General features: G+C 71.9%; 14 protein-coding genes. 13 read left to right on the top strand and 1 reads right to left on the bottom strand.

The features are described 5' to 3' along the window. Position 1: 1 nt before the first annotated feature. The 13 genes from ruvX to ACIBG7_RS19695 all read left to right on the top strand — a co-directional run bounded on the left by ruvX (position 2) and on the right by ACIBG7_RS19695 (position 12,658). Positions 2-487, top strand: a complete 486-nt coding sequence (gene ruvX / locus ACIBG7_RS19755; RefSeq protein WP_357934810.1) for a Holliday junction resolvase RuvX — start codon at positions 2-4, stop codon at positions 485-487. Next, on the top strand, positions 480-1,838 hold the full coding sequence (mltG, locus tag ACIBG7_RS19750) for an endolytic transglycosylase MltG (protein ID WP_397337146.1): 1,359 nt from the start codon (positions 480-482) through the stop codon (positions 1,836-1,838). Before ruvX ends, mltG (ACIBG7_RS19750) begins: the two co-directional genes overlap by 8 nt. A gap of 177 nt (positions 1,839-2,015) precedes the next feature. Beyond that, the gene (mltG, locus tag ACIBG7_RS19745) at positions 2,016-3,131 is read left to right on the top strand and encodes an endolytic transglycosylase MltG (RefSeq protein WP_357934804.1); all 1,116 of its coding nucleotides are present in this window, start codon (positions 2,016-2,018) and stop codon (positions 3,129-3,131) included. 29 nt (positions 3,132-3,160) lie between these two features. Then, positions 3,161-3,985, top strand: coding sequence for a shikimate dehydrogenase (locus tag ACIBG7_RS19740; RefSeq protein ID WP_397337145.1), 825 nt, complete (start codon positions 3,161-3,163; stop codon positions 3,983-3,985). 330 nt (positions 3,986-4,315) lie between these two features. Beyond that, positions 4,316-4,915 carry a translation initiation factor IF-3 gene (infC, locus tag ACIBG7_RS19735; RefSeq protein WP_357934957.1) on the top strand — a complete coding sequence of 200 codons (600 nt, stop codon included), beginning with the start codon at positions 4,316-4,318 and terminating at the stop codon, positions 4,913-4,915. A 269-nt stretch (positions 4,916-5,184) separates the two neighbouring features. After that, complete coding sequence (gene rpmI / locus ACIBG7_RS19730; RefSeq protein WP_357934799.1) at positions 5,185-5,379, top strand: 50S ribosomal protein L35; 195 nt, start codon at positions 5,185-5,187, stop codon at positions 5,377-5,379. 27 nt (positions 5,380-5,406) lie between these two features. Continuing rightward, positions 5,407-5,790, top strand: coding sequence for a 50S ribosomal protein L20 (rplT, locus tag ACIBG7_RS19725; RefSeq protein ID WP_357934796.1), 384 nt, complete (start codon positions 5,407-5,409; stop codon positions 5,788-5,790). Positions 5,791-5,899: 109 nt separating this feature from the next. Further along, a complete protein-coding gene (locus tag ACIBG7_RS19720) occupies positions 5,900-6,706 on the top strand; it encodes an RNA methyltransferase (protein WP_357934793.1) in 807 nt (268 codons plus the stop codon). Positions 6,707-6,825: 119 nt separating this feature from the next. Continuing rightward, positions 6,826-7,863, top strand: a complete 1,038-nt coding sequence (locus ACIBG7_RS19715; protein ID WP_357934954.1) for an ATP-binding protein — start codon at positions 6,826-6,828, stop codon at positions 7,861-7,863. A 177-nt stretch (positions 7,864-8,040) separates the two neighbouring features. Then, entirely contained in the window at positions 8,041-9,081 is a 1,041-nt protein-coding gene (gene pheS / locus ACIBG7_RS19710; RefSeq protein WP_357934951.1) for a phenylalanine--tRNA ligase subunit alpha, read from the top strand. After that, the gene (locus ACIBG7_RS19705; protein ID WP_397337144.1) at positions 9,081-11,660 is read left to right on the top strand and encodes a phenylalanine--tRNA ligase subunit beta; all 2,580 of its coding nucleotides are present in this window, start codon (positions 9,081-9,083) and stop codon (positions 11,658-11,660) included. The genes pheS and ACIBG7_RS19705 overlap by 1 nt, the downstream gene beginning before the upstream one ends. 99 nt (positions 11,661-11,759) lie before the next feature. Next, a complete protein-coding gene (locus ACIBG7_RS19700) occupies positions 11,760-12,005 on the top strand; it encodes a hypothetical protein (RefSeq protein ID WP_397337143.1) in 246 nt (81 codons plus the stop codon). A gap of 44 nt (positions 12,006-12,049) precedes the next feature. Beyond that, positions 12,050-12,658 (top strand): MBL fold metallo-hydrolase, encoded by a 609-nt coding sequence (locus ACIBG7_RS19695; protein ID WP_397337142.1) that lies wholly within the window; start codon positions 12,050-12,052, stop codon positions 12,656-12,658. Between the two features lie 64 nt (positions 12,659-12,722). Here ACIBG7_RS19695 and ACIBG7_RS19690 read toward each other — a convergent pair whose 3' ends face one another. After that, entirely contained in the window at positions 12,723-14,033 is a 1,311-nt protein-coding gene (locus ACIBG7_RS19690; protein WP_397337141.1) for an MFS transporter, read from the bottom strand. Positions 14,034-14,074: the final 41 nt, after the last annotated feature.

Below are 14,074 nucleotides of genomic sequence, written 5' to 3'. Positions count from 1 at the left end.
GATGAGGTTCGGCACGCGGCTCGGCATCGACGTCGGGTCAGTCCGCATCGGCGTGGCGCGCAGCGACCCCTCGGGGATGCTCGCCACGCCGGTCGAGACCGTCAAGCGCGGCAAGGGCGACCTGCACCGCATCTCCCTGCTGGCCGCCGAGCACGAGGCGGTCGAGGTCGTGGTGGGCCTGCCCACCTCCCTGTCGGGCCGTGAGGGGCAGGCGGCCGCGCTCGCGCGCGCCTTCGCCGAGCAGCTCGCCGTACGGCTGGCGCCGATCCCGGTGCGGCTGTTCGACGAGCGTCTCACGACCGTCGCCGCCGCCGCCGGCCTGCGGGCCAGCGGAGTGAAGGCCAAGAAGCAGCGCGGGGTGGTCGACCAGGCCGCCGCGGTCGTCCTGCTCCAGGACGCGCTCGACGTCGAGCGCGCCACCGGGAAACCACCCGGCAAACCCGTCGATCCGCCCCCTGCGGCGGACGGCGGGGCCGGCGATGCGTGAGCGCGACGACGACTCCGGCTTCTTCTGGCGCGACGACACCCCCGAGCCCGCAACGGACGGTGGATCCGAGGACCCTTCCCCAGGGTCCACCCCAGCCCACGCGTCCACCGAGGGTGACGCGTCCGCCGAGGGAGCCATCCCTTCTCCAGGGTCCAGCCCAGCCCGCGCGTCCGCCGACCCCGGCGACCCGTCCTCAGTCCGTGCGTCCGCCGACCCCGGCGATCCCTCCGCAGGATCCACCGCAGCCGGTGCGGCCGGTGAGCCCGGCGTCCCCTCCCCAGGATCCACCCCAGCCCGCGGGTCCGGTTCCGGGGATCCGGGGACGGACGGGTCCACGGCGAAACGGAAGGCCGTCCGCCTCCTGACCGGCCTGGCCGTCTCGGCCGCCCTGCTGGGCACGGTCGCCTACCTGGTCGTCAAACCCCGCCTGGTCCCCGAGGACTTCGAGGGCGCCGGCACCGGCTCGGTGACCGTCCACATCCCGGCGGGCGCCACCGCCTCCCAGGTCGGCGAGACCCTGGCCGGCGCGGGCGTGGTGGCCAGCGCCCGCTCCTTCACCAACGTGACCATGGAACGTGGCAAAGCGGGCAGCCTGCGCCCCGGCCACTTCCAGCTCCGCCGCGGCATGGCCGCGGAAGCGGCCCTGGACCTCCTGCTGGCCCCGGTGTCGAGGGTGGTCAAGAAGGTGACCGTCCCGGAGGGCCTGCGCCTGACCGAGGTCTTCGCCCTGGCCGCCAAGGCCACCGGCTTCCCGCTGGCCGACTTCCGGTCTGCCGAGGTCTCCACCCCGTACGGCAAGGGCCTGGAGGGCCTGCTCTTCCCGGCCACGTACGAGGTCGAACCCGGCCAGACCGCCGCCGACCTGCTGAAGGCCATGGTCGCCCGGTTCGCCCAGGCGGCCGAGCAGCTCGGCGTCGCCGAGGGCGCCGAGCGCCTGGGCCTGGAGCCGCTGCAACTGGTCACCGTGGCCAGCATCGTCCAGGCCGAGGGCGGCAGGGACGCCGACTACCCCAAGATCGCCCGCGTGATCTACAACCGCCTCCGCAACGGGACCCCGCTGCAACTGGACACCACGGTGCTCTACGCCCAGCGCCGGCACACCCTGCGCGTGCTGGAGAGCGACACCCGGGTCCGCTCGCCGTACAACACCTATCTGCGCCCGGGCCTGCCGCCCGGACCGATTTCCAACCCTGGGGAGAAGGCCCTGCAAGCTGCCCTGCGCCCGGCCGAGGGCGACTGGCTCTGGTTCGTGACCACGGATCCGCAGCGTAGAATCACGAAATTCACCGACAAAGAGAGTGAGTTCGTGAGATACCGGGAAGAGCTGAACGAAAAACTCGGCATGAACTGATCACTCATGCGTGTCGGCGGCGCTCCGCGCGTCGCCTAGCATGGCTACTCAGTGTGATAATCGCTGGTCACCCGCACTTGGCCGGCGGTCCCCCACGTTCAGCCCGGTAACCCCCACCGGTTTGGCGCATCCCCTTGACGCCGGCCCGGCCCTACCGGGAGATTGGCGAGCGCACCTATGAACGATCTCGACTTCGACACCATGCTCGGCAGCGAGCCCCGCGGAAACAGACGCGCGGCCCGCCGCCGGCGCAAGCGCGCCGGCCGGGGCCGATTCCTGGCGCCGTTGCTGGCCTTCATCGTGCTCGCCGGCATCCTCGGCGGGGGCGGTTACTACGGCTACCTGTGGGTCACCCAGGCGATGGTGCCCGACGACTACACCGGCGCCGGCAGCGGCGAGGTCAGCGTCGAGATCAAGTCGGGCCAGAGCGCGGCCGAGGTCGCCGAGGAGCTGGTCCGGCTCGGGGTGGTCAAAAGCGCCCGCGCCTTCACCAACGCGATCGAGTCGGCCGGCAAGAGCAGCTCGCTGCAGCCGGGCACCTACGAGATGCGCAAGGGCATGTCCGCGGCCAACGCGGTCGCGATGCTCGACTCCGGCAAGCGGGTGACCAAGAAGGCGCTGATCAAGGAGGGCCTGCGGCTGACGGACACGATCTCCGTGCTGGCCGAGGCGACCGGCAAGCCGAAGGACGAGTTCACCGCCGCCGCCAAGAACCTCGGCGACCTGGGCCTGCCCGCCTACGCCAAGGGCCTGGAGGGCTACGCCTTCCCCGCGACCTACGAGTTCCAGCCCAAGGACAGCGCCTCCGACGTGCTCGCCAAGATGGTCCACCGCTTCGGCGAGGCCGCCGACAAGGTCGGCCTGGAGAGCGGCGCCAAGAAGCTGGACCTCACCCCGCACCAGGTGGTCATCATCGCCTCGATCATCCAGGCCGAGGCCGGCCGGCACGAGGACATGCCGAAGATCGCCCGGGTCATCTACAACCGGCTCGCGCTGCCGATGAAGCTCCAGATGGACAGCACCACCATGTACGGGCTCAAGAAGTACGGCACGCGCGCCACCCACGCCGACACGCAGTCGAAGTCGAAGTACAACACCTACTACTGGGAGGGCCTGCCGATCGGGCCCATCGCCAACCCCGGCGAGGACGCCCTGGACGCGGCGCTCAACCCGGCCAAGGGTAGCTGGCTGTACTTCGTGGCGACCGACCCCAACAGCAACGTCACCAAGTTCGCCACTACGGAGGCGGAGTTCCGGGTGCTGGAGGCGGAGCTCAACCGCAACAGCCAGTAGGGTCTGAGCCCGTGGGTCACAGTCAAGCCATGCGCGCTGCGGTGCTCGGTTCCCCGATCGAGCACTCGCTCTCGCCCTTCCTGCACCGGGCCGCCTACGCCGCGATGGGCCTGGACGGCTGGCGTTACGACGCCTTCGAGGTGGGCGAGGACCGGCTGCCCGCCTTCCTGGCCGCCCTGGACGGGCCGTGGGCGGGGCTGTCGCTGACGATGCCGCTCAAGCGGGCCGTGCTGCCGCTGCTCGACTCGGTCTCCGAGCTCGCCGTCGAGGTGGGCGGGGCGAACACGGTGATCTTCCGGGACGGCGGCGCCCACGGCGACAACACCGACGTGTACGGCATCGAGCAGGCCCTGGCCGAGGCGGGCGTGCCCGCGCCGCGCAGCGCGCTGGTGCTGGGCGGCGGAGCCACCGCCGCCTCCGCGCTGGCCGCCCTGCGCAACCTCGGCCTGGGCGAGGCCACGCTGGCGGTGCGCGAGCCGGCCCGGGCGGGGGAGACCCTCACGGTCGCCGAGCGCCTCGGCGTCGCCCTGCGGGTCGAGCGGCTGGACAAGCTCGACGCCCTCCTCGACGTGGACCTCGTCGTCTCGACCCTGCCGGGCCGCGCCGCCGACGAGCACGCGGTACGGCTGGCGCGGGTGCCGGCGCTGTTCGACGTGGTCTACTCGCCGTGGCCCACCGCGGCCGCGCTTGCCGTACGGCAGGCGGGCGGGACGGTGGTCGGCGGGTTCGCGATGCTGCTGCATCAGGCGGTGCGGCAGGTCGAGCTGATGACCGGCCGCACCGGCGTGCCGGTCGAGGCGATGCGCGCGGCGGGCGAGGCCGAGCTGAGCCGGCGGAGTGCTCCGGCGGGTTGATCCGGTGGTCAACCCGGTGGTCGGCCCGGTGGTCGGCGCGGTGATCCGGTCCGCCGGGATGATTTCGAGCTCACGCGTGGTTGTGGTAACGTAGCTCGTCGATCGGTCTGGCACTTCCGCCAGACGCGCAAGCGGAGGTCTCCCTCCCACCCGAGTCGCCGCGAGGCGGCCGGGTCCAGGATCACGCCGGACTTCACTCCGGGGAACTCGCACCAGCGGGTTCAGTGGCCCCGCATGCGCGACGTGCGGGGCTTTTGGTTTTCCTCCAGCAGGTTCTCCAGGGCCCCGAGCACGACGAGCATCGTAGGGATCGCAAACCTAGGAGGCCCCATCAGCACTGAGCCCCGCATCAACGAGCGCATCCGTGTGCCCGAGGTTCGCCTCGTCGGCCCCAACGGTGAGCAGGTCGGCATCGTCTCGATCCACGACGCGTTGAAGCTCGCCCAGGAGGCCGACCTCGACCTCGTCGAGGTCGCGGCCACGGCACGACCGCCCGTGTGCAAGCTCATGGACTACGGCAAGTTCAAGTACGAGTCCGCGATGAAGGCGCGCGAGGCGCGCAAGAATCAAGCGCACACGATCATCAAGGAGATCAAGCTCCGGCCGAAGATCGACCCGCACGACTACGAGACCAAGAAGGGTCACGTGGTGCGGTTCCTCAAGGCGGGGGACAAGGTCAAGGTGACGATCATGTTCCGCGGGCGTGAGCAGTCGCGTCCGGAGCTGGGCTTCCGCCTGCTCCAGAAGCTGGCGGACGACGTCAGCGAGCTGGGCTTCGTGGAGTCCCACGCCAAGCAGGACGGCCGAAACATGATCATGGTGATCGGTCCGCACAAGAAGAAGGCCGAGGCGAAGGCCGAGAAGGCCGCCGCCAAGGCGCAGCGGGAAGGCGCGGAGCCGGGCGAGAGCCTGGACGACGGGGAGTCGTAACGCTCCGTTCGGGTTAGCCTTACTGGCGGACCGCCGCCGCCGACGTTCCGATCGTCGACGGCCTGGCGACAGCCGCGGGTGACCCAGCCACCGCAGACCGGGATGCCGCCGCCCGGGCCGGGCCCCGAGGCCCGCCCGGCGCGCGGCGCCAGGCGGGACCGGCCTGATCCCCATCGGGCCCGGCAGACCGCCCAGGAGGACGGGGGAGGAAGTCGCGATCGCGGCTGCCCTGCTCCGTGTGAACGACGATTTTGAGGGAGAGACGGCATATGCCGAAGATGAAGACGCACAGTGGTGCGAAGAAGCGGTTCAAGCTGACCGGCTCTGGCAAGATCAAGCGGCGTCGTGCGAACCGTGCGCACTACAACGAGTGGAAGTCGTCCACCCTGACGCGCCGTCTCAAGAACGATGTCGTGCTGTCCGACGCCGACTCCAAGAAGATCAAGAAGCTGCTCGCTAAGTAACGCGACGAACCCCGGGGAGATAAGAACATGGCACGCGTGAAGCGGGCGCTCAACGCCAAGAAGAAGCGCAGGGTCGTCCTCGAGCGGGCGAGCGGTTACCGTGGCCAGCGGTCGCGCCTTTACCGCAAGGCCAAGGAGCAGATGCTCCACTCGATGACCTATGCCTACCGTGACCGCAAGGACCGCAAGGGCGCCTTCCGCCGCCTGTGGATCCAGCGCATCAACGCCGCGGCCCGCGCCAACGGCATGACCTACAACCGCCTGATCCAGGGTCTGCGCCTGGCGGGTGTCGAGGTCGACCGCAAGATCCTGGCCGACCTCGCGGTCAACGACGGCCAGACTTTCGCCGCGCTCGTCGAGGCCGCCAAGAAGGCCCTTCCGGCGAACGTGAACGCGCCGGTCGCCGGCTGATCCAGCGACTTCGCCTAGGGCTCACCGACGTTGTCCGGTGGGCCCTTCGCCTTTTTCACGCGGCGCCCCGGCGGGGCGGGCCGCTCGCTTCCGATGGGATGGGGGACGCATGACGGGGTCCGAGCTCACCAACGTCCGCGCGCCGCGGGTCAAGGCCGCGCGCCGGCTGACCAAGCGCTCCTTCCGCGAGCAGGACCGCAGGTTCCTGGCCGAGGGCCCGCAGGCGGTGCGCGAGGCGCTGCGCCTGGACGGGGTCACGCTGGAGGTGTTCGCGACCGGTGAGGCCGAGCTGCGCCATGCCGACCTGCTGGCCGAGGCGCGGCTGGGCGGGGCCGAGGTGCACCGCGCCAGCGGCGAGGTGATGGCCGAGCTGGCCCAGACGGTGACGCCGCAGGGGCTGCTGGCGGTCTGCCGCTTCGTGCACGTCCCCCTGGAGGAGGCGCTCACCGCCGAGGCGCGGCTGGTGGCCGTGCTGGCGCACGTGCGCGACCCCGGTAACGCCGGCACGGTCCTGCGGACGGCCGACGCCGCCGGGGCCGACGCGGTGGTGTTCACCGACGCCTCGGTCGACCCCTACAACGGCAAGTGCGTGCGGGCCAGCGCGGGCAGCCTGTTCCACCTGCCGGTCGTCATCGGCGCTCCGGTGACGCGTGCCGTACAGGATCTGAAGGCGCGGGGGCTGCGCGTGCTGGCGGCCGACGGCAGCGGCAAGCGGACCCTCGACGAGGTGGACCTGTCCGGTCCGACGGCCTGGGTGTTCGGCAACGAGGCGTGGGGGTTGCCGCAGGAGGTGCTCGACGTGTGCGACGAGGCCGTCCGGGTGCCCATCTACGGACAGGCCGAGAGCCTCAACCTGGCGACCGCGGCCGCTGTCTGCCTGTACGCGTCCGCTCGCGCTCAGCGCTCCCCGGCCTGACGGGAAACCCGCTATTGTCGGCGTTGTAGGTCGAGGAGGCGGGGTTCGTGCACGGCGAGGAAACCGGCGGTCAGGCGGCGGACTCGGCGTGCGGCGGGAGCCCGAGGGCTCCCGAAAGCATGATCACCATCGACGACCTGCCCGACGGTCTCATCGTCGCCGGGCGGCACGGGCAGGTGCTGGCGGTCAACCGGGCCGCCGAGCGGCTGACCGGCGTCAGCGCCGAGCGCGCTAGCGGCCAGGTGATGGACGACGTCTTCCCCTTCCGCGACCACGACGGCCGCGAGTGGTGGAAGTCGCTCGACGTGCACAGCGGCCTGCGCACCCGCACCCGGGTCCCCGAGCGGCCGGTGCACCTGCCCGGCGGCCAGGAGCTCTATGTCGCCGCGCGGCTGGTGCGCGAGCCCGAACGCGGCGGCGAGGTGCAGCGCGTGACGATCACCCTGCGGGACGGCGGGGCCCGCACCCGCCTCGAACGCAGCCGCGCCGACCTGGTCACCACCGTCGCCCACGAGCTGCGCTCGCCGCTGACCAGCGTCAAGGGCTTCACCGCCACGCTGCTGGCCAAGTGGGAGCGCTTCACCGACCAGCAGAAGCGCGTGATGCTGGAGACGGTCAACCACGACGCCGACCGGGTGACCCGGCTGATCACCGAACTGCTCGACGTCTCCCGCATCGAGTCGGGCCGCCTGGAGGTGCACCGGCAGGTCGTCGACCTGCCCGCCCGCGCCCAGCGCGTCATCGCCGGCCGGATCGCCGCCGGGGAGCCGCCCGACCGCTTCGACCTGCGGGCCGCGGCCGATCTGCCGGAGATGTGGCTCGACCAGGACAAAATTGACCAGGTGCTCGCCAACCTGGTCGAAAACGCCGTGCGCCACGGACGCGGTAAAGTGACCATAGACATCGAATCCGTCGGCTGGGGAGCTGCTGTGAGCGTGCGAGACCAGGGCGAGGGCATCGCGCCCGAGCTGGCTCCGCGCGTCTTCCGCCAGTTCTGGCGCGGCAACAGCCGCCGGCGCGGCGGCACCGGTCTCGGCCTGTTCATCGTGAAGGGCCTCGTCGAGGCGCACGGCGGCACGATCACCGTGCAGCGTGCCCCCGAGGGCGGCGCCGAGTTCCGATTTACCGTGCCCACCGGCACACCCGACTTCGCCTGACGAGGTCGCCGGCCCCGGTGGGCTTCCAAGGTTTTCCACAGGCGCCCCGAGCGGCGCGATCCCTTCGGCGTGACCCGGCTAGACTCGGGTCCGCTCAAGCCCTGGATACGGAGCTATGTCTTGTCTGACTACGACCCCGTCGAGGTGACCCCGTTGCATGCCGACGAGGTGTCCCGCATGGAGGCCGACGCCCTCGCGGCGATCAAGGCCGCCGACAGTCTCGACGCACTCAAGCAGGTCCGGCTCGCCCACGCCGGCGACCGCTCGCCCATCGCCCTGGCCAACCGTGAGATCGGTGCGCTGCCGCCGGCCGCGCGCTCGGAGGCGGGCAAGCGCATCGGCGGCGCGCGCAAGGCGATCAACGAGGCGCTCGCCGCCCGGCAGACCGAGCTCGAAGCGGAGCGCGACGCCCGCGTGCTGGTCGAGGAGGCCGTCGATGTGACGCTGCCGTGGGACCGCCGCCCCGTCGGCGCGCGCCACCCGCTCACCACGCTGCAGGAGCGCATCGCCGACACCTTCGTGGCCATGGGCTACGAGGTCGCCGAGGGCCCCGAGCTGGAGGGCGAGTGGTTCAACTTCGACGCGCTCAACATCGCCACCGACCACCCGGCGCGCTCCGACCACGACACCTTCTTCGTGGAGTCCACCGACTCGGGCAAGGTGCTGCGCACCCAGACCTCACCGGTGCAGATCCGCGCGCTGCTCACCCGCGAGCTGCCGGTCTACGTCATCTCGCCCGGCAAGGTCTTCCGCACCGACGAGCTCGACGCCACCCACACCCCGGTCTTCCACCAGGTCGAGGGCCTGGCCGTCGACAAGGGCCTGACCATGGCGCACCTGAAGGGCACGCTCGACCGCTTCGCCGAGGTCATGTTCGGCGAGGGCATCACCACGCGCTTCCGCCCCAACTACTTCCCCTTCACCGAGCCCTCGGCGGAGCTCGACCTCAAGTGCTTCGTCTGCCGCGGCGCCTCGGCGATCCCCGGCAATCCGCACTGCCGCACCTGCAAGTCGGAGGGCTGGATCGAGTGGGGCGGCTGCGGCATGGTCAACCCGCGCGTGCTCATCGCCGCCGGGGTCGACCCGTCGGTCTACTCCGGCTTCGCCTTCGGCATGGGCGTGGAGCGGACGCTGATGTTCCGCCACAACGCCGAGGACATGCGTGACATGGTCGAGGGCGACGTCCGCTTCACCCTCCCGTTCGGAATGGAGATCTGATGAGGGTCCCGCTTTCCTGGCTGCGGGAGTATGTCGACCTCCCCGCGGTCACCGCGCAAGAGGTCGCCGACCGGCTCACCGCCGCCGGACTCAAGCTGGAGGCCATCACCTCCCACGGCCACGACGTGAAGAACGTCGTGGTCGGGCAGGTCCTGGCCATCGAGGAGCTGACCGGCTTCAAGAAGCCGATCCGGCACTGCATCGTCGAGGTCGGCCCCGGCAACCAGGGGGCCGAGCCGCGCCAGATCGTCTGCGGCGCGACCAACTTCGCCGTCGGCGACAAGGTGCCGGTCGTGCTGCCCGGCGGCGTGCTGCCCGGCGGCTTCGAGGTCGGCGCGCGCAAGACCTACGGCCGGCTGTCGGAGGGCATGATCTGCTCCGAGCGCGAGCTGGGCCTGGGCGACGACCACGACGGCATCATGGTGCTGCCCGCCGACACCCCGATCGGGGAGGACGTCGTCGAGCTGCTCGGCCTGCGTGACGAGGTCCTGGAGCTGGAGATCACCCCCGACCTGGGGTACTCGCTGTCCATCCGCGGCGTCGCCCGCGAGGCGGCGACCGCCTTCGAGGTGCCCTTCCGCGACCCGGCCCTGATCGGCGCCGAGGCGATGGCCGCGGCCGACGCGGACGCGAGCGGCTCCTATCCGGCCTCCATCGCCGACGAGAGCGCGTGCGACCGCTTCGTGCTGCGCGAGGTCTCCGGGTTCGACCCCGGCGCGCGCAGCCCGCTGCGGATGCGCACGCGGCTGACCCGCGCCGGCATGCGCCCGGTCTCGCTGGCCGTCGACATCACCAACTACCTGATGCTGGAGCTCGGCCAGCCGCTGCACGCCTTCGACCGGACCAAGCTGTCCGGCGAGATCGTGGTGCGCCGGGCCCGTGCGGGGGAGAAGCTCGAGACGCTCGACCACGTCGTGCGCACGCTCAACCCCGACGACATCCTCATCACCGACGACTCGGGCCCGATCTCGATGGCCGGCACCATGGGCGGCCTCGAGACCGAGATCTCCGACAGCTCGACCGAGATCGTCATCGAGGCGGCGCATTTCTCCGCCTCCGGCATCGCCCGCGAGTCGCGCCGGCACGGTCTGGTCTCCGAGGCGTCCAAGCGCTTCGAGCGCGGGGTCGACCGCGAGCTGCCGCTCATCGCCTCCTGGCGGGCGGTCCAGCTCCTGGCCGAGCTGGGCGGCGCCCAGGTGCGGCCGGGCGTCACGCACGCCCAGACCGAGGTCGAGCCGCAGCGCATCGCCATCCCGACCGGGCATCCCGGCGCGGTGGCGGGCATCTCCTACCCGCGCGAGGCGGTCATCGCCCGCCTGGAGCAGGTCGGCTGCCTCGTCGAGGCGGGCTCCTCGCCCGCCGGGCGGCGCGGCGGCGTCGACGCCACCGGGGTCGTCTCCGGCGGCGAGGTCGACCTGTCCGTGACCGGCGACGACATGATCACGGTCACCCCGCCGTCGTGGCGGCCCGACCTGACCGACCCCAACGACCTGGCCGAGGAGGTCATCCGGCTGGAGGGCTACGACAAGCTGCCCTCCGTGCTGCCGAAGGCCCCGGCCGGGGCCGGGCTGACCGAGGGGCAGCGCCTGCGCCGCCGGGTCGGCCGGGCGCTGGCCGCCGCCGGGTATGTGGAGGTGCTGGCCTACCCGTTCATGGGTGAGCGTGACCTCGACAACCTGCTGCTGCCCGCCGACGACTCGCGGCGCCTGGCCACCCGCCTGGCCAACCCGCTGTCGGAGGACGAGCCGGTCATGCGGACCACCCTGCTGCCCGGGCTGCTCAAGATGCTCGCCCGCAACGTGGGCCGCGGCTTCGCCGACGTCGCGTTGTTCGAGAACGGCCTGGTCTACCGGCCGCGGGCCGGGGCTCCTGCCCAGGCGCCCGTGCTCCGCGTCGACCGGCGGCCCTCGGCGGAGGAGCTCGCCTCCGTCGCCGAGGCGTTGCCCGCGCAGCCGTACCGGGTCGCGGTCGTGCTCGCCGGTGAGTTCGAGCGGTCCGGCTGGTGGGGCAAGGGCCGTGCGGCCGGGTGGGCGGACGCGGTCGAGGCCGCCCGCACCATCGCCCGTGCTGCGGGGGTCGAGCTGAACGTCTCCGCCGACCAGCACGAGCCGTGGCACCCGGGCCGCTGCGCCGCCCTGTACGTGGGGGACACCCTCGTCGGCCACGCCGGCGAGCTGCACCCGCGCGTCATCGAGGCGTACGGCCTGCCGCCGCGCACGAGCGCCATGGAGTTCGAGCTCACCCGGGTCGAGGCGCACCTGACCGGGCCGGTCGAGACGCCGCGGGTGGCGTCCTATCCGGTGGCCACCCAGGACGTCGCGCTCATCGTGCCCGACTTCACCCCGGTGGCCGACGTCGAGGCCGCGCTGCGCGACGGTGCGGGCGAGCTGCTGGAGTCGGTGCGGTTGTTCGACGTGTACAGCGGTGAGCAGGTGGGGGAGGGGCACAAGTCCCTGGCCTACACGCTGCGCTTCCGCGCGGCCGACCGGACGCTGACGGTGGAGGAGACCACCGCGGCCCGTGACGCCGCCGTCGCGGTCGCCGCCGACCGGGTGGGCGCCCGCCTCCGCGGCGCCTGACCTTGCACGCGGGCCGGCGGGCCCATCGGTTCTCTGCGGGGATCCGGTGGGCCCGCCGGCGTTTTCCGGGAGGCGTGCGGGTGGCGGGATACTGGGGCGATGAGGCAGCTGCTGGTGTTCGAGGAGCGCGACGACGCCGAGGAAGCGGCCGAGACCGTGGCGGAGTGGCACCCATGGCTCGGCATCCCGAAGGTGGTGCGCGAGACGCTGGCCGGTGAGGACGACGCGGAGGCGGCCCAATGGCTCGTGGTCGTGGAGGACCCGGACGACCGGCTGACCCGCGAGGACCTGACCCGGCTGGACGAGCTGGCCGAGCAGGCGGGCGGCTGGCGCGAGCAGGAGTGATCGACTGGATGGTGCCCGGGGTCCTCGCGGCCTAGGGTGGGCCGATGAGACTGACGCATTTCGGGCACGCCTGCGTCCGCCTGGACGACGGTGACCGCGCGCTGGTGATCGACCCGGGCACGTTCGCCGACGCCGCGGCGGCGCTCGCCGGGGCCACCGCCGTGCTGGTGACCCACGAGCACCCCGACCACGTGGACGTCGAGGCGCTGAAGGCCGCTCAGGCGGGCGACCCGGCGCTGACCGTGCACACCCATGCGGCGCTGGCCGGTGACCTGGGCGGGCTGGCCATCGAGGCGGGGGAGCGCAGGCAGATCGCGGGCTTCACCGTCCAGGCGGTGGGCGGCAGGCACGCCGAGGTGATCGACGCACTGCCCGGCTGCCCGAACCTCGGGTATGTGGTCAACGGTCTCTACCACCCGGGAGACTCGCTGTTCGTCCCGGACGCCGAGGTGGAGACGCTGCTGATCCCGGCTGCCGGGCCGTGGCTGAAGGTCGGCGAGGCCGTCCAGTTCGTCCGGGACGTTCGCCCGGCGCGGGGGTTCCCCATCCACGACATCCACCTCAGCCGGATCGGGAGGGAGTACGCCGACGCCTGGCTTCAGGAGGAGACGGCCTACACCAGGCTCGCGCGAGGCGAGTCCGCAGACCTCTGACCCAAAGCCCCGCCGGCCGAGCCGCGACCGCCTGGATCGTGGCGCGGCCGGCCATGGCCGGGGGTCAGGCGGGTTTGGGGTGGTCGGCGGCTTCGGCGGCCTCGCGGCGGGCCTTCTCGCGCAGGGCGTGCTCGTCGGTCCGGGCGTCGTAGGTCCGGAAGGACGGCAGCCAGGCCGCCAGCGCGCCCACCGCGGCCAGGCAGAGCGCACCACCGGCGCCGAGCGAGAACCGCCAGCCGCCGAGCTGCTCCATGAACCCGGCCCGGGCGTTGCCGAGCATGGGGCCGGTCATGTACGACAGCAGCTCGATCCCGGCCAGCCGCCCGCGCAGCTCGTTGGGGATGGTCTGGTTCCAGATGGTGGCGCGGAAGATGCCGCTGATCATGTCCGCGGCCCCGGCCAGGGCCAGGAAGGCCAGGACGCCCCAGAGGCTGGGCATGAGCGAGGCCAGCACGACCGCCCCGCCCCAGCCGGCCGCGGCCAGGATGACGCCCAGCCCGTGCCGGTGCACCCGCGCCGTCCACCCGGAGGTCAGCGAGGCGAGCAGCGATCCCACGGCACTGGCCGAGAAGAGCAGGCCGGCCCACTGCGAGCCGCCGAAGCGCTCGGCGATGAGCGGGTAGAGCGCGGTGGAGAAGGCGAAGATCATCGCGGCGATGTCGACCAGGTAGGTGCCCATCAGGTCGCGCCGGCTCACCGCGTACCGCACCCCTTCGACCATGCTGCGCAAGGACGCGGGAGGCGTGTGCTCCGCCGGAGGCCGGGCGCGGATGAGCCAGAGCAGCCCCAGCGAGGCCGCGTAGGTCACGATGTTGATCGCGTAGGCGGCGGCCGCGCCGTACCAGGAGAAGATCAGGCCCGCCAGCGCGGGCGAGACGATCGCGCCGAGGTTCCAGCGGAAGCTGCTGATCGCGGCGGCGGCGGTGAGCTGGTCGTGCCGGACCACCTGCGGGGTGAGCGCCTCCAGGCTGGGCCGCTGCAGCGAGCCGAGCCCGGCCACCAGCGCGCCCATGACGTACAGGACCCAGACCTGCGGGTCCGGCAGCATCGCGTTGACCAGCAGCGCCGCCACCGCGAGGCAGAGACCCACCTCGGTGTACAGCACGATCTTGCGACGGTCGAGCGCGTCGGCGATGGCGCCGCCCCACAGCCCGCAGACCACCATGGGCACGAACTCGGCCAGGCTCATCAGCCCGACGTTCAGCGTGGAGCGGGTCAGCTCGTACATCTGCAACGGCAGCACGATCATCGACAGGAACGACCCGAACATGCCGATCGCCCCGGAGCCGAACAACAACCGGAAGTCGCTGGAAGTGCGCAGCGGACTGAGGTCCATGCGCAGGTGGGACAGCAGAGTCTTCAACCGGTCGGGCACGAGTGTCGATTCTCAGGTACGGCAGGCGGCCAAAGCAAACG

Origin of the sequence: Nonomuraea sp. NPDC050328, assembly GCF_044459405.1 — a bacterium.
Classification (GTDB): Bacteria; Actinomycetota; Actinomycetes; order Streptosporangiales; family Streptosporangiaceae; genus Nonomuraea.
The sequence above is the reverse complement of the archived record's forward strand: the minus strand, read 5'-3'. Positions and strand labels throughout refer to the sequence as shown.

What these genes read in the sequence shown, in the direction of transcription:
- ruvX (WP_357934810.1), top strand. Translation starts at nt 2, where the DNA reads ATGAGGTTCGGCACGCGGCTCGGCATCGACGTCGGGTCAGTCCGCATC.
- ACIBG7_RS19700 (WP_397337143.1), top strand. Translation starts at nt 11,760, where the DNA reads ATGAGGCAGCTGCTGGTGTTCGAGGAGCGCGACGACGCCGAGGAAGCG.
- mltG (WP_357934804.1), top strand. Translation starts at nt 2,016, where the DNA reads ATGAACGATCTCGACTTCGACACCATGCTCGGCAGCGAGCCCCGCGGA.
- rplT (WP_357934796.1), top strand. Translation starts at nt 5,407, where the DNA reads ATGGCACGCGTGAAGCGGGCGCTCAACGCCAAGAAGAAGCGCAGGGTC.
- ACIBG7_RS19695 (WP_397337142.1), top strand. Translation starts at nt 12,050, where the DNA reads ATGAGACTGACGCATTTCGGGCACGCCTGCGTCCGCCTGGACGACGGT.
- pheS (WP_357934951.1), top strand. Translation starts at nt 8,041, where the DNA reads ATGGAGGCCGACGCCCTCGCGGCGATCAAGGCCGCCGACAGTCTCGAC.
- ACIBG7_RS19740 (WP_397337145.1), top strand. Translation starts at nt 3,161, where the DNA reads ATGCGCGCTGCGGTGCTCGGTTCCCCGATCGAGCACTCGCTCTCGCCC.
- rpmI (WP_357934799.1), top strand. Translation starts at nt 5,185, where the DNA reads ATGCCGAAGATGAAGACGCACAGTGGTGCGAAGAAGCGGTTCAAGCTG.
- ACIBG7_RS19715 (WP_357934954.1), top strand. Translation starts at nt 6,826, where the DNA reads ATGATCACCATCGACGACCTGCCCGACGGTCTCATCGTCGCCGGGCGG.
- ACIBG7_RS19720 (WP_357934793.1), top strand. Translation starts at nt 5,900, where the DNA reads ATGACGGGGTCCGAGCTCACCAACGTCCGCGCGCCGCGGGTCAAGGCC.
- mltG (WP_397337146.1), top strand. Translation starts at nt 480, where the DNA reads ATGCGTGAGCGCGACGACGACTCCGGCTTCTTCTGGCGCGACGACACC.
- ACIBG7_RS19705 (WP_397337144.1), top strand. Translation starts at nt 9,081, where the DNA reads ATGAGGGTCCCGCTTTCCTGGCTGCGGGAGTATGTCGACCTCCCCGCG.